Origin of the sequence: Allobosea sp. Root381 (assembly GCF_001429395.1) — a bacterium.
Lineage (GTDB): Bacteria > Pseudomonadota > Alphaproteobacteria > Rhizobiales > Beijerinckiaceae > Allobosea.
The window spans coordinates 26,517-40,677 of record NZ_LMJT01000003.1 but is presented as its reverse complement, the minus strand read 5'-3'; the positions used below and the strand labels follow the sequence as shown (position 1 = coordinate 40,677).

14 protein-coding genes are annotated in these 14,161 nt (G+C 60.8%); 10 read left to right on the top strand and 4 right to left on the bottom strand.

Features of this window, described 5'->3' with window-relative positions:
* Positions 1-372: 372 nt before the first annotated feature.
* A complete protein-coding gene (locus ASE63_RS28805; RefSeq protein ID WP_156410191.1) occupies positions 373-717 on the top strand; it encodes a DUF2950 family protein in 345 nt (114 codons plus the stop codon).
* Positions 718-750: 33 nt separating this feature from the next.
* Here the strand turns inward: ASE63_RS28805 and ASE63_RS04440 are convergent, their stop codons facing one another.
* The 4 genes from ASE63_RS04440 to ASE63_RS04425 form a co-directional block, all read right to left on the bottom strand.
* Positions 751-1,377 (bottom strand): tyrosine-type recombinase/integrase, encoded by a 627-nt coding sequence (locus ASE63_RS04440; RefSeq protein ID WP_056797215.1) that lies wholly within the window; start codon positions 1,375-1,377, stop codon positions 751-753.
* Between the two features lie 273 nt (positions 1,378-1,650).
* Positions 1,651-2,019, bottom strand: coding sequence for a response regulator (locus ASE63_RS04435; protein ID WP_244491274.1), 369 nt, complete (start codon positions 2,017-2,019; stop codon positions 1,651-1,653).
* Positions 2,020-2,119: 100 nt separating this feature from the next.
* On the bottom strand, positions 2,120-2,725 hold the full coding sequence (locus ASE63_RS04430) for a response regulator (protein ID WP_056797208.1): 606 nt from the start codon (positions 2,723-2,725) through the stop codon (positions 2,120-2,122).
* 1 nt (position 2,726) lies between these two features.
* Complete coding sequence (locus ASE63_RS04425; protein WP_082609657.1) at positions 2,727-5,006, bottom strand: ABC transporter substrate binding protein; 2,280 nt, start codon at positions 5,004-5,006, stop codon at positions 2,727-2,729.
* A 405-nt stretch (positions 5,007-5,411) separates the two neighbouring features.
* Between ASE63_RS04425 and ASE63_RS04420 the strand changes: the two genes are divergently transcribed.
* The 9 genes from ASE63_RS04420 to ASE63_RS04385 all read left to right on the top strand — a co-directional run.
* The gene (locus tag ASE63_RS04420; RefSeq protein ID WP_244491284.1) at positions 5,412-6,968 is read left to right on the top strand and encodes an arylsulfatase; all 1,557 of its coding nucleotides are present in this window, start codon (positions 5,412-5,414) and stop codon (positions 6,966-6,968) included.
* A gap of 99 nt (positions 6,969-7,067) precedes the next feature.
* Positions 7,068-7,289 (top strand): hypothetical protein, encoded by a 222-nt coding sequence (locus ASE63_RS27075; RefSeq protein ID WP_156410190.1) that lies wholly within the window; start codon positions 7,068-7,070, stop codon positions 7,287-7,289.
* A 63-nt stretch (positions 7,290-7,352) separates the two neighbouring features.
* A complete protein-coding gene (locus ASE63_RS04415) occupies positions 7,353-7,679 on the top strand; it encodes a hypothetical protein (RefSeq protein WP_056797199.1) in 327 nt (108 codons plus the stop codon).
* Between the two features lie 102 nt (positions 7,680-7,781).
* Positions 7,782-8,585: a hypothetical protein gene (locus ASE63_RS04410; protein ID WP_200962524.1), complete on the top strand. Its 804-nt coding sequence runs from the start codon at positions 7,782-7,784 to the stop codon at positions 8,583-8,585.
* Positions 8,586-8,744: 159 nt separating this feature from the next.
* Entirely contained in the window at positions 8,745-9,455 is a 711-nt protein-coding gene (locus ASE63_RS04405) for a hypothetical protein (protein WP_056797192.1), read from the top strand.
* A gap of 113 nt (positions 9,456-9,568) precedes the next feature.
* Positions 9,569-10,492: a formylglycine-generating enzyme family protein gene (locus ASE63_RS04400; RefSeq protein WP_082609655.1), complete on the top strand. Its 924-nt coding sequence runs from the start codon at positions 9,569-9,571 to the stop codon at positions 10,490-10,492.
* A 63-nt stretch (positions 10,493-10,555) separates the two neighbouring features.
* Positions 10,556-11,590 carry an HAD family hydrolase gene (locus ASE63_RS04395; RefSeq protein ID WP_056797654.1) on the top strand — a complete coding sequence of 345 codons (1,035 nt, stop codon included), beginning with the start codon at positions 10,556-10,558 and terminating at the stop codon, positions 11,588-11,590.
* Between the two features lie 413 nt (positions 11,591-12,003).
* On the top strand, positions 12,004-13,458 hold the full coding sequence (locus ASE63_RS04390) for a DUF1254 domain-containing protein (protein WP_056797189.1): 1,455 nt from the start codon (positions 12,004-12,006) through the stop codon (positions 13,456-13,458).
* 224 nt (positions 13,459-13,682) lie between these two features.
* A partial coding sequence (locus ASE63_RS04385) for a transposase (protein WP_162261717.1) occupies positions 13,683-14,161 on the top strand: 479 nt, incomplete at its 3' end.

The window sequence follows — 14,161 nt, the reverse complement described above, 5'->3', positions numbered from 1 at the left end:
GGGGCTGAGAAAAAATGGTCGATGGAACGCGATTCCCGAGCCGTGTCGTTCATCTCGAAGTCCCCCGCTACGCCGGCAAGGCCACCGCCGCGCGCCTGCGCGTCCGGTTGCGCGGTGGCTTCCGGCGCCCCGAAGTTCAGCACAACCGCTGCTCACGACGTATTGTCCTTGGGGACAGGTTTCCGCCGCGCTCATTCGGCTACGCATCTGAAATAACAGCGTCGCCTGGGCGGTCCGCTGCCGGGGCGGGAGTCAGCGTCATGATCAGATGCATCGTCTTGGGAAGCATGCTGGCGACGGCCGCGCTTCTCGCCTCTGCCAGTCGGAACGATGCCTTCGCCTGCAGCAGGACCGCCGGTTGCGCCATGAAGCATGACGGCCGGATGGACGAGGCGATCAGGGCGGGCCGCGACCCAGCCGAACCGTCCGAACGCTGGAGCCAACCGTCCCAGCCCGTCGCGTGACGGCGCCTTCAGCACGCAGCCGGGCCGCGCCGCAAACCTGCAATCGCAGCGTGGACATGCGAGCATGGGGGCTCGTCCGGGAGGCGGAGGGCGCGCGATCGACTATGTCGCCGGGGGAAAAATGATCGGAGGCTTCGCTATTCTCGCCTACCCGGCCGAATATGGCCGGTCGGGGGTCAAGAGCTTCATGCTCAGTCACGGCTCTCATCGAATTTCCGCTTGCCACCCAATTGCGCCGTTGGCCGTCCGGTAAAGAAGGCACGGCGGGTGCCCGCCGTGCCTGACGTCACAGGTCCGTTTGCTCCGAAAGGAGAAGCGCATCGTCAACCTCGATACCGAGATATCGTACGGTGCTCTCCAGCTTCGTGTGGCCCAGAAGAAGCTGGCAAGCGCGCAGATTGCCAGTGCGCTTATAGATCAACGCGACCTTCGTCCGGCGGAGACTGTGCGTTCCGTATAGAGCTGGGTCCAATCCGATCAGAGCCACCCAGTTGTCCAGAAGGCGGCCATACTGACGCGTCGTCACGTGATCGCCGTGTCGACTACGGCTCGGGAAAAGCCAATCGTCTTCACGAGAAGCTCTCTTTCTCAGCCAGGTGGTAAGCGCGTCGCGTGTTGAGTCCGTTAGTTCGAATGGTACGGGCCGCCCGGTCTTCTGTTGAACGATGGCGGTTCGGAGCCGAACCGTGCCGCCAAGGATGACGTCGCCGACGCGAAGGCGAACGAGATCGCATCCGCGTAGCTTGCTGTCGATCGCGAGGTTGAACATGGCGAGATCGCGAACACGCCCGTCATGTTGTAGCCGGGTGCGAATAGCCCAGATGTGCCTTGGCTTCAGAGGTGGTTTCGGTCCGATGATGCGCCCGAGATTCCACGCTTGATGAGGCAGTTGGTTTTGCGCTTGGATATCCATGGCAGATCCCCCTCTTGGGAGGCCGCATCCGGGATTATTCTATCATAAGCTGTCGCGCTCGCCTGGCGCCCTAAGCGGAAGTTGGGTCTACACCCGAAAGCAGACATCCGCTTCGCAGCCGTCTCAGGACCGGAAACGACCGTTGGTGTACCTTTGGATCGGCGTCAGTCGCCCCCAGTGTTCGTTAGCAGCATAAACAACACTCGCGCTCCCAAAATGGCGTTTCTGGGTTCGCGTCCAACGTGACGGAGAAGCACAACTCGCAATGGGGGGTCATGATTGTCCGCCGCCGCGGGCCTTCGTTGAACCAAGCGCAATTGCGACCGCGTCAAACAAGGTCGCATTTCGCAACGGCTTCGAAAGCACGGCGACGACGTCCGTCGTTTCAGACGTCTCTCGCACCTTAACGTCGCTATGGGCCGTGATCACGATGGTCGGGATATGAAAACCGGCCTCCACCATTTGATGATGAAGTTCGAGGCCGGTCATCCCAGGCATCTGCACGTCCAGGATCAGACAGGCCGGACTCCCCCGAGGCAAGCTCGCCAAGAATTCGCGCGCGGAAGCGAAAGTCCTTGTTTCATACGCGCGTATTCGCAGCGCCCGGCTCAGGGACTTCAGCACGGACGGATCGTCGTCCACGATAGCAATCCAGGAGGAGCCTTGGGCCATCGGCCAAACGTGTGGGCCTTTGGGTCACTTGTCGACCTGACCGTTGGACCAGTACCTGGCTCGCTGAAGGCTATTTCGTGATGCCTGCCTTATCGGCGAGGCGCACAAGATCGGCGACCATTCGCACGCCGAGCTTTTTCATGAGCGAACCACGGTGAAATTTGATCGTCTTCTCGACCGTTCCCAGTTCGTAGGCAATCTGCTTGTTTAGCTTCCCGGACACGATCTGCGTGAGCACTTGCCGTTCCCGGGGCGTCAAGGTCGCGATCCTGCTTTCGACCGCGCTCGACTCGGCCTGACTTTGGCGAAAAAGCAGATCCGCTTCTTTTGCGCGTTCGATCGCAGCCACCAAATCCACAACTGCGACAGGCTTGGTCAGGAAGTCGACCGCACCGGCTCTCATCGCACGAACAGTCGTCGGGATGTCTCCTCTCCCGGTCAGGAAAATGATTGGCCGAGCGGCCCCTCGCGCTGTCAGCGCCTGCTGAAGTTCGAGCCCATCGAGCCCGGGCATGGAGAGATCCAGCACCGCGCAGCCGGGCACGGTCGCATCGTGATCGTCGAGAAATTCCTGAGGTGAAGTCGACACTGCAACATCGTAGCCCCGCCCCCGAAGGAGGCGCGACAAGGCCTTGACGACTTTCACATCGTCATCGACGAGGAAGACCGTGAACATCTCACGCGGCCGCGACGAAGGTTGACGGCGCCGGCAGCAAGAGGCTCGCAACCGCTCCGCCCCCGGCCCCGTTCTCAAGGCTGATCTTGCCGCCAAGCGCCTCGATGATTGTCGAGCAGATCGCCAGCCCAAGGCCAAGGCCATGATGTTTGGTCGTATAGAAGGGTTCGAACAGGCGGCTTGCGGCACTCGGCTGGATGCCTGGTCCGCAATCGTTGACGCGGAGTTCGATCACCTTCGCCGGCGTCCAGTTGGTCGATATGGTGAGAAGCCTCTCGGCCGCGGGAGTGGCAGCCATGGCGTCCATGGCATTCACCAGGAGGTTGAGCAGGACCTGCTGCAACTGAACCGGGTCCGCGACGGTCTCAGGCAAGCCGGTTGCCAGTTCTGATCTGACGCCGATCCTGCGGCTGACCAATTCATTGCGGAGCAGTGCCAGCGTCGAATTGACGAGGTCGTTGACGTCGACGGGAACCGGGTTCGTTTCGCCCTTCTTCAACAGGTTGCGCAAACGCTGGATGACCTCGCTGGCCCTGCGGTTGTCGTCGACGATATCCTGCAACACGTCGCGAAGCTCCGCGAGGTCGGGCGAAGTCGCGGCAAGCAGATCGAGCCCCGTTTCCGCATTGGCTTGGATGGCGGTCAGCGGCTGATTGATCTCGTGGGCAATAGCTCCTGACAGCTCGCCCAGGACCGAGACCCGCATCAGATGCGCCACCTCCTGCCGTTGCAGGGACGCTTCGATTTCCGCCAATTTTTGGTCGGTCATATCGATAAAAATACCGCTGAGGTGCTTCGCATTGCGTTTGAGGTCCGATTGCGATCGAGCCCTGATGCGTATCCAGCGCTGTTCGCCGTCTCGGACGACCCGAACGTCGGCAACGGCTGACCGGTCGGTACTCGTCACCTTGCTGAGCGAATTGATGGCCAAGGCTCGGTCGTCGGGATGAATCGCCTCGAGGAAGGCATCGCGGGTCAGAGGAGCGTCGTTCCCCAACCCGAACAGTGCCCGCGCATGATCGGTCGCCCAGAGCTCGTCTGTTTCGCGGTCGAATTGCCAGAGCGCGACATTCACGGATGCCGCCGTAAAGGTCATCCGTTCCTCGCTCTCCTTAAGGAGTGTTTCGGCTCGCCGCCGTCGACGCCGCTGGAACAACAATCCGCTGACGACGGCCGACTGGGCCGCGCAGATGCCAAGTGCTCCGAGCAGGAGGGCGCCGTGCTTCTCCCAATACGTCGGGGTCTTGAAGCTCACGAGAGTGCCGGGAGGCAGGTTGCGCTCGCTGAGATTCCAGCGCTCCATGGCTCGGGAGTCCACACGATACTGCTGTCCGGGGTTGGTTCGCGGCGGCAACGACGCCGGGGGCGTGCCGGCGAGCATTTCGAGCATCAGATCGGCAGCGGCGATCCCAACGGACTCAAACGTCTCTATGAACCCACCCACGGTGCCATGCCCCAGATAAGTGTCGTAGGGCGAATACACGGGCGCTGGAGAAATCCGGGCAAGTGCGGCTGCCACCTCGGCTGGGACGAAAGTCTTCCCCGTGCCATCTTCAAAGACGGTCAGGATGACGACGATCGCGTTGGTTGGGACCTGCGTCAACCGCTCGACAAGCGTTTCATAGGGCAGATCGAACAAGTATGTGACGTCATGCTTGGCTGCCCGCGCTTCCATGACCCGTCGCGCTTCGACCTGCCATCGGCGGTCGACGACGGCGCTGCCGGCGATCAGGACGATGCGCCGGGCATCAGGTTGCAGCGCCTCCGCCAATGCCAGAGTCTTGTCCAGATCGAATTCGGTCACAACTCCGGTGACGTCCGACGGCGCGTGCGAGGCCGAATATGTGGCTGGCGAGATGCTCGTGAACACGACGGGTGTGGCTGGAGCGATGCTCGCGCGGTGCTTCACGATGAATGGCAGCGCCAGGCTTCCCGCCGTCATGATGACATCCGGCGGCGAACGAGCGTATTTTTCTCGTAGGAACGAGACGACGCGCGCCTCATGCCCGGGGTCTGATGCGCGAGCGAGGTCGAGAAATTCTCCGTCGATTTCGAGCTTACGCGGCGTCTTATCCAGCAATCGTTTGCGAGCGGCCTCGCCGATCGTGGTTGTGGCGGGGAACGAATAATTGAAAGCGTGCAGGAAGAGGACGCGCGATGCCTTCTCTTGCGCACGGGCACCCGCGAGCGGCCACGGCAACACGGCAAGAACGGCCAAAACAACAGCGGCAGCACCACCGTTGAGCCGTCCGGGCCGGGGGAGGAAGCGATAACCCGTCATCCCATTTCGTTGTTCCTCGGCTGCTGGAGACCCGTCTCTGATTTTGCTTCAAATATTTGACGAATATAATCGGACAGTAGCGCTTACCTAGCTGCGATACGAATATCCTGCGGTGCTCCGCGCCGACACTGGCCCTAGGTCCAGTAGTCCTCGGCGAGCTTTTCCAATTAGATTCCCGGCGATCGCTACCACGCCATTGTCTCGCACGAGGCGCCGCCGCATCCGCGCGCGCCAATGGACGATTGCGCCCTAGAGTAACGCAAGTGGAGGCATATCATGAAGTTTTGTCGTCGCGAATTGCTTGGCTTCTGCGCGAGCGTGGCAATCTCAGCGGGGGTGAGTCTACCCGCACTGGCGCAGCAACCGCTGCCGCCCCCCCTTCCGGGCCAAAAGCCCAACATCATCATGATCATATCGGACGACACGGGCTACGGCGATCTCGGCCCCTATGGTGGCGGCGCCGGCCGCGGCATGCCGACCCCCAGTATCGACAAGCTGGCCGCGGAAGGCATGACGTTCTTTTCCTTCTATGCGCAGCCGAGTTGTACGCCCGGCCGCGCTGCCATGCAGACGGGCCGCATGCCTAACCGCAGCGGCATGACCACCGTGGCCTTCCAGGGCCAGGGCGGTGGCCTGCCGGCGGCCGAGTGGACGCTCGGCTCGGTGCTCAAGACGGGCGGGTACAAGACGTTCTTCACCGGCAAATGGCACCTTGGCGAGGCCGATTACGCGCTACCCAATGCGCAGGGCTATGACGAGATGAAGTATTGCGGCCTCTATCATCTCAACGCCTACACATACGCAGATCCCACCTGGTTTCCGGACATGCCGCCCGAGTTGCGGGAGATGTTCCAGAAGGTGACCAAGGGTGCGCTATCGGGCAACGCCGGGCAACCCGTGCGCGAGGAGTTCAAGATCAACGGGCAGTATGTCGACACGCCGGTCATCAACGGTCGCGAAGGGGTCGTCGGAATTCCGTTCTTCGACGGCTATGTCGAAAAAGCTGCGATCGATTATCTCGACCGCAATGCGAACTCGGCCGACCCGATCTTCATGAGCATCAATTTCATGAAGGTGCATCAACCCAACATGCCGCACCCGGAATACATCCATAAGTCGCTGTCCAAGAGCAAGTATGCGGATTCGGTCGTGGAGCTCGATGCCCGCATCGGCCGTATCATGGACAAGGTCCGCTCAAATCCGAAGCTCGCCGGCAACACGCTGGTCTTCTACACCACTGACAACGGCGCCTGGCAGGACGTGTATCCGGACGCGGGCTATACCCCCTTCCGCGGCACCAAGGGCACTCTTCGCGAAGGTGGCAACCGCGTTCCGGCCATTGCCTGGATGCCGGGCAGGATCGCGCCCAGCACCAAGAACCATGAGATCCTCGGCGGACTCGATTTAATGGCGACTTTCGCCTCAGTCGGCCGCGTTCCGCTACCAACACAGGATCGCGCCAATCAGCCCATCATTTTCGACAGCTACGACATGACCCCCGTGCTATTTGGAACCGGACAGTCGCAGCGGAAGTCGTGGTTCTACTTCACCGAGAACGAGCTCTCGCCCGGTGCGGTCCGCGTGAACAACTACAAATTCCTCTTCAACATTCGTGGGGATGACGGAAGCTCCACCGGCGGCCTCGCTGTCGATAGCAATCTCGGCTGGAAAGGCCCGACGAAATATGTCGCCACGGTGCCGCAGGTATTCGACCTCTGGCAGGATCCGCAGGAGCGCTACGATATCTTCATGAACAACTTCACTGAACGCACCTGGATGGGGGTTGTCATGGAGCAGGAGCTGAAGAAAATCATGGAAACTTACGTGAAATATCCTCCGCGCAAGGTACAAAGCTACGGTTACACTGGTCCGATTCTACTTTCCGACTACGAACGATTGCAGTCCGTTCGCGAAATCCTCGCGAAGGACGGTGTTAGTATTCCGTTGCCGACGGGAAACTAACTGGTGCCGTCTCGACGACAGCCAACCGGGCCGCAACCCCACAAGAAGCGGCTCGGTAACGAAACATAGATTACATCGTTCACAAAGGGAGGCACGGTCATGAACTTTGTTCAAACGTTGTGCTTGGCGACCGTAATCGGCCTCGCACTGTCAGCCTGCCAAACCTCGCAATCGAGACAGGCCGAACTCGCCAGCATTTGTGCCAATCCGGTCAATCGGCAGCCGGGCAATTTCTATTTCAACGAATGCCAGACGATCGCTCCCTCCTCCAGCGCACAGCTTCAGAAGGATTATCGGCTCGGAGCGCCAAGCAGAAACTGACGCGCGCAACCTCATCGCGGCTCATTCGGCAACAGCGCTGAACATCACATTCAGGAATAGACCATGACAAACCATCTCGCCGCGGGTCTGGCGATCGCGTTGAACCTCGTTCTAGCAGCCTGCCAATCCACGCCCCAAGCGGTGCAGCAGAAGGAGGACCTGCTCTCGGCCGCTGGATTTACGCCGCAGCCCGCCAACACGCCGCAGCGAATTGCCGCCATGAAGAAGTTGCCGCCGAACAAGTTCGTGCAGCAGACAAAGAATTCGCAGATCGTCTACGTCTACGCGGATCCGGTCGTTTGCCAATGCGTGTACTTTGGAGTCAGGCGGCCTACGCTCAGTATCGCCAAATGGTCTTTCAGCAGCGACTGGCCGATGAGCGGCAAATGACGGCGGCGATGAACCAGGACGCGTTCGAGTTCGGGCCTTGGGATGCTTCTTTCATGTATTGATGAGGCAATTCAGATTTGGCGGTGGTCGAGGGCGCGGGCAATGGATCAGGCTGCACGCATAACCTCTGCAAGCATCATGTCGCTTCTTGGCATGTTTGCTCTGGCTCGCGCGGAGGAATCGAGTTCGGGCGACCTTGCCAAGGCCGCCCAGAATCCGATCGCGAACATGATCAGCGTGCCGCTTCAGAACAATATCAACTTCGGCGTCGGCCCCTATTCGCGCGTACAGAACGTCCTGAACATTCAACCCGTCATACCAATTTCGTTGGGCGACGACTGGAATTTGATCACCCGCTGGATCTTGCCGGTGATCTCGCAGCCACCGCTGTCAATCGGTGGCGATCGTGAATGGGGATTGGGCAATGCGAACCCGAGCTTCTTCTTCTCCCCCAAGAAGCCCACCGCCGGAATCATCTGGGGGATCGGGCCAACGGTGCTGCTGCCGACATCGACCGACCGGGCCTTGGGCAAGGCGGTCTGGGGCGCTGGGCCGACGGCGGTTGCGCTGACGAGTTCGGGGCCATGGCTCATCGGCACACTGTTCGGGCACATGTGGTCGTTCGATGGCGACCATACGGTCAGCCTCACCACGCTCCAGCCGTTCGTGAACTACAATTTCTCTGGGGGCTGGTATCTGACAACCTCGCCGATCATCACGGCTGATTGGCGCGCGAAGTCGAATGATCGCTGGACGCTGCCGATCGGCGGAGGCTTCGGGCGGGTGTTCAAGATCGGCGAGCAGCCGGTGAACATGCAGCTCGCGGCCTACTACAATGCCATCACGCCCAGCGGGGGCGCCTCCTGGCAGATCAGGACGCAAATCCAGTTTCTGTTTCCGAAATAGCAGCCACGTCCCGGAGCCGACATGCGACACCGATCGAGGTTGAACCGTCAGGTTTGGTTGCGCTCCGCGACCCTCCCGCTGGCGTTCGTCTTCACGACAGCGGCGGCCGTCAGCGCGGATCTGCCTCCTGCCCCGGTTGCTCTCCCGCAGCCACCGTCAGTGTGGCAGTTTCAGGCAACCGGCTATGGCTGGGCGACTGCTCTCAATGGCCGTGTCGGCGTCAGAAACCTGCCTCCCGTCAAGGTCGATATGAGCTTTGGCGACGTCCTGAAGGGCTTGAACGGCGCGCTGATGGGGTCCTTTCTCGCCAAGAAGGACAACTGGCTGATCCTCACTGATCTGGTCTGGGCGGCGCTGTCGGACGACGCCGTCGTCAGGCCACCCGGAATTCGCCACCCGACCCTTGCTGCGATTGCTCCGGGGACGAAGGTCGATTTCAAGATGCGGCAACTGATCGCCTCGGCGCTCGTCGGCTACCGGCTGCCGATCGGAGGACCGGATCTCGACATCTACGCCGCTGCGGGCCTGCGCTACCAGCGCCTGACGGCAGAGATCGAAGCGTCGCCCGGATTGATTCCCGTCACGCTCAGCCGACGCAGCATCGAGCAATGGGTCGATCCTACGGTGGGGTTCTCCGCGATCTGGCGCATCAACGAGCGCTGGTTCGCCAACATCCTCGCTGATGTCGGTGGCTTCGGCGTCGGATCGCGCTTCACGACGCAGGGCTTCGCATCGGTCGGGTATCGCTGGACGGACTCCATCTCCACGGCCCTTGGATACCGGACCGTCTACACCGACTACCGCAACAACGGGTTTACCTATCGCACGACGCAGCACGGCGTCTTTTCGAGCATCGCCTATCACTTCTGACCCGTCAGCCTTCCAATGGGGATGTCATGACCGACTTCGACATTGCGGACCGAATGGCAGTTGCGGCTTCAGGGTGTGACGATGTCTCTCGAACCGGTGCTGCGCCGCTCGACATGATTGCCGTGCCTGGCGGGACATTCCGTATGGGATCCGATCGCCACTACGCCGAGGAAGCGCCGGCGCATCGCGTGACCGTCGACCGCTTCTGGATGGACCGAACCCCCGTGACGAACCGGCAGTTCAAGAACTTCGTCAAGGCGACCGGCCATGTCACCTTTGCGGAGGTTGCTCCCGATCCAAAGGACTACCCCGGCACGCCGTCACACATGCTTTATGCGGGCTCCCTCGTGTTCTCCCAGCCTTCGGGGCCCGTCGATCGACGCGATTTCCGGCACTGGTGGAGCCTGATGATGGGGGCGAACTGGCGCCGCCCCTATGGCCCCAGAAGCAATATCAACGCGCTCGACAATCACCCGGTTGTCCATGTCAGCTTCGCAGACGCGATCGCCTATGCCCGCTGGGCTGGCAAGAACCTGCCGACCGAGGCGGAATGGGAGTTCGCCGCGCGAGGTGGGCTGGACGGCGCCGAATACGCCTGGGGCGACGGGCTAACTCCAGGCGGATGCCATATGGCCAATACCTGGCAAGGCGAATTTCCGCATCAGAACCTGGGTGAGGATGGTTTCGAACGCACCTCGCCGGTCACGGCCTTTCCACCAAACGGCTATGGCCTCCAGGACATGATCGGCAATGTCTGGGAATGGACCACGGACTGGTACTCGTCAAAGCACCAAGTCGATCCCAAGAAGGCCTGCTGCATTCCGCAAAATCCCCGGGGCGGTTGCGAAGACGACAGCTACGATCCCGATCTGCCGGATATCAAAATCCCTCGCAAGGTGATCAAGGGCGGCTCGCACCTTTGCGCACCCAACTATTGCCGCCGCTACCGGCCCGCCGCGCGCCATGCGGAACCGGTCGATACCTCGACCAGCCACCTCGGCTTCCGCTGTGTCTGGAGGCCCGGCTCCAATCGATAGCCCGAGGAACGAGGTCCAGGTTCGGCAGCAAATGTCAGCCCAATTCATCCGGTGGAGATCGAAATGAAATCCAGCTTATCTGCTCAAGGTAGTCTCAGCCGGCGCGTCCTGCTTTCGTCACTGGCCGCTCTTCCCGCGGTGATCGGGGCGCTTCACCCTGATCACGCGCTTGCCCAGACGGAGCCGCTGCCGTCCTGGAACGAAGGCTCAGCCAAAACGTCGATCGTCGATTTCGTCACCCGGGTTACTGCTCAAGGCGGCCCGGATTACGTGGCGCCGGCAGAGCGCATCGCGGTCTTCGACAATGACGGAACGTTGTGGGCCGAGCAGCCGATGTACGTGCAGCTCGCTTTTGTGCTCGACAGGGTCAAGGCGCTCGCCCCGCAAAACCCTGGCTGGAAGACCAAGCAGCCGTTCAAGGCCGTCCTCGCTGGCGACATGAAGACGTTGGCGGCTTCGGGCGAGCAGGGCCTGACGCAACTGATCGCGGTCACACATGCCGGGATGACTTCGGACGAGTTCGCGAAAATCGCTTCGGAATGGCTTGCGACCGCGCGCCACCCACGCTTCAAGCGCCCCTACACCGAGTTGGTCTACCAGCCTATGTTGGAGCTACTTACCTACCTGCGCGCAAATGGATTCAAGACCTACATCGCCTCCGGTGGTGGCGTCGAGTTCATGCGGCCATGGACTGAGAGGGTGTATGGTATCCCTCCCGAGCAGGTGCTCGGCTCCTCGATCAAGACGAAATTCGAGATGCGTGACGGCCGGCCGACCATCTTCCGTCTGCCGCAGATCAACTTCATCGACGACAAGGCCGGAAAGCCCGTCGGCATCAACCAACAGATCGGCCGACGGCCGATCGCTGCTTTCGGGAATTCGGACGGCGATCTCGAAATGCTGCAATGGACCACAATGTCGGGCGGGCCGCGCTTCGGCCTGATCGTTCACCACACCGACGCCGACCGCGAGTTTGCCTATGACCGTCAGGCCCATTTCGGAAAACTCGACAAGGCGCTAGACGCCGCGTCCGCCAACAAATGGACCGTCGCTGATATCAAGCGCGATTGGAAAAAAGTCTTCCAGTTCCAGGAATGAGACTTGAAAACGCGGTCGGGTGATTTTCAAACGCCTGATTGCCAATCTGCTGATGGAGGGCTGACCTTCGCGAAGGTGGCCGCATACGCCTAAAATGCGCCAAAGCAGAGATTGGCTCAGTACCGACAAACAGACATTTGAGCGCTTATCTTAGCTACATCCCGCGTCTGTGCCCAACGGTCGCGCAGCACCTTCAATAGACACGTTGCCGGTAAGAATCGGGGCAGGAGTTGGCTAGAGATGACTTGATCTAAGCCCGTGCTGGATACCCGAAGTGCCGCAAGGTTGGCGCAAAATGAGTGGCCTCGAAATCCGATTTGTGCTTTGTCGCATAGAATAAGTCCCGCGAGCAACCGGGAAAGTCGGCTTCGGCTGTGGCCATAGCTTGAGCGAACCAGAAGGAAGCTGTTCAAATGCTTACGAAACGCGATCTGCTTGGCTCTGCTGCGATGGCCGTACTCGCCGTTGCGACGGCGAAGGCCAACCCGGTCTCCACCCCGGTCATTGCGCAGGACAATGCCGAATGGCCCAGCCTGCTGGAGGCCAAGGACATCGCCGAAGAAGGCTTCGTCTACGGCTTACCGCTCGTGATGAATTATGCGGTCATGCAGGAGTTTGCCGTCGACCGGAACTCGGGGCAGTTCAAGGCGCCGTTCAACGAAATCAACAACATGCACCATGTCGCCACCCCGGCGGACACGGCAATCATCACACCGAACAGCGACACGCCTTACTCGTTCGTCTGGCTGGATTTGCGAGCTGAACCGATGGTCATCTCGGTGCCGGCGATCGCAAGGGAGCGCTACTACTCGGTCCAGCTCATCGACGGCAACACCTACAATTTCGGCTATATCGGCACGCGCGCCACGGGGACCGAGCCAGGCGACTATCTGGTCGTCGGCCCTGACTGGAAGGGTGAAGCGCCGACCGGGATCAAGCAGGTCTTCCGATCGACGACGCCGTTCACGTTCACGGCTATCCGCACCCAGCTCTTCAACTCCGACGACATGCCAAACGTCGAGAAGATCCAGGCCGGCTACAAGGCGCAGCCACTTTCCGCCTTTCTTAAACGTCCGGCCCCGCCTGCCGCGCCCAAGATCGCGTTCGTTCCTGCCAGCACGGCCGGGATCAGGAACAACTTCTTCGAGTATCTCGACGCGGCCCTGCAATTCGTCCCCGAGACGCCCACGGACAAGGCGGTTCGTGCGAAACTTGCGAAGATCGGCGTCGGCCCCGGCAAGACCTTCGCGTTCAAGGATCTATCGTTCGAGCACAAGGCCGAAATCCTGATCGCCATGAAGCAAGGTAATAGCAAAGTCGACAAATGGCTGGCCAGCGGAAACAAGGACATCAACGGCTGGAAGGTCGGCTCGTTCTTCGGCGACGAAGCCTTCTACAACGGCGATTGGGCGATGCGGGCAGGCGCCGCCAAGGGCGGTCTCTATGGCAACGATGCCGTAGAAGCGATGTACCCCTATACCCGAACGGACGCGACCGGTGAGGCGCTCGACGGCAGCAAGCACAAATACACCATTACCTTCGCACCTGGCCAGTTGCCGCCGGTGAATGCGTTCTGGTCCGTGACGATGTATGACGGCAAGAGCCAGTTCCTGGTCAAGAACCCGATCAATCGCTACCTCATCAACTCTCCGATGTTGTCGGCGATGAAGAAGGACGCGGATGGCTCGCTGACGCTGTACCTCCAAAAGGACAGCCCTGGGGCCGACAAGGAGGCAAATTGGCTTCCGGCGCCGGATGACAAAATCTATCTCGTGATGCGCCTCTATTGGCCGAAGCCTACGCCGCCGTCGATCCTGCCGGCGGGCGCAGGGACATGGCAGCCACCGGGTGTGAAGCGGGTCTCATAGACGACGAAAGCCTCGCACGCCTCTCCATCGCAAACTCGTTGCAGTAGCGCTGCCGGATCTCGTGCTGTCCGCCGATAGCGCCGGTCGAGGATGCAACGAGCTCGCCAAGGCGGACCGGAAGCCGACGTTCCCAATGTCAGGAAAGGGCCGATACCGTTGAAAAAGTCGCTGTTGCTGGGGGCATGAAGTCCTGATTCAGTTGTCCTTGGTCGGAGGGCGGCGCGATGATGGGCGAACGGCGGGTGGCGCAAGARGCTCTGTTCTACGAGTTCAGCCTGGAGCGCCACGTGCCGGCCGGTCACTGGGTGCGCGCCATCGATCGCTTCGTCGATCTCTCGGATGTCCGCGCGCATCTGCGACCGTTCTACAGCGAGATGGGGCGGCCCTCGATCGATCCGGAGCTGATGATCCGGATGCTGCTCATCGGCTATTGCTTCGGCATCCGCTCGGAGCGGCGCCTTTGCGAGGAAGTGCATCTCAATCTGGCCTATCGCTGGTTCTGCCGGCTCGGGCTCGAAGGCGACGTCCCGGATCACTCGACCTTCTCGAAGAACCGGCATGGCCGCTTCCGTGACAGTGATCTCCTGCGCGAACTGTTCGAGAYGACGGTTCGGTGCTGCGTCGCGGAAGGGCTCGTCGGTGGCGAAGGCTTTGCGGTCGATGCCAGCCTGATCAAGGCCGACGCCAACAAGCAACGCTCGGC

Coding starts and splice junctions, on each gene's coding strand:
- ASE63_RS28805 (WP_156410191.1), top strand. CDS start 373: ATGACGGCCGGATGGACGAGGCGATCAGGGCGGGCCGCGACCCAGCCG.
- ASE63_RS04440 (WP_056797215.1), bottom strand. CDS start 1,377: ATGGATATCCAAGCGCAAAACCAACTGCCTCATCAAGCGTGGAATCTC.
- ASE63_RS04430 (WP_056797208.1), bottom strand. CDS start 2,725: ATGTTCACGGTCTTCCTCGTCGATGACGATGTGAAAGTCGTCAAGGCC.
- ASE63_RS04425 (WP_082609657.1), bottom strand. CDS start 5,006: ATGACGGGTTATCGCTTCCTCCCCCGGCCCGGACGGCTCAACGGTGGT.
- ASE63_RS04420 (WP_244491284.1), top strand. CDS start 5,412: ATGATCATATCGGACGACACGGGCTACGGCGATCTCGGCCCCTATGGT.
- ASE63_RS27075 (WP_156410190.1), top strand. CDS start 7,068: ATGAACTTTGTTCAAACGTTGTGCTTGGCGACCGTAATCGGCCTCGCA.
- ASE63_RS04415 (WP_056797199.1), top strand. CDS start 7,353: ATGACAAACCATCTCGCCGCGGGTCTGGCGATCGCGTTGAACCTCGTT.
- ASE63_RS04410 (WP_200962524.1), top strand. CDS start 7,782: ATGGATCAGGCTGCACGCATAACCTCTGCAAGCATCATGTCGCTTCTT.
- ASE63_RS04400 (WP_082609655.1), top strand. CDS start 9,569: ATGATTGCCGTGCCTGGCGGGACATTCCGTATGGGATCCGATCGCCAC.
- ASE63_RS04395 (WP_056797654.1), top strand. CDS start 10,556: ATGAAATCCAGCTTATCTGCTCAAGGTAGTCTCAGCCGGCGCGTCCTG.
- ASE63_RS04390 (WP_056797189.1), top strand. CDS start 12,004: ATGCTTACGAAACGCGATCTGCTTGGCTCTGCTGCGATGGCCGTACTC.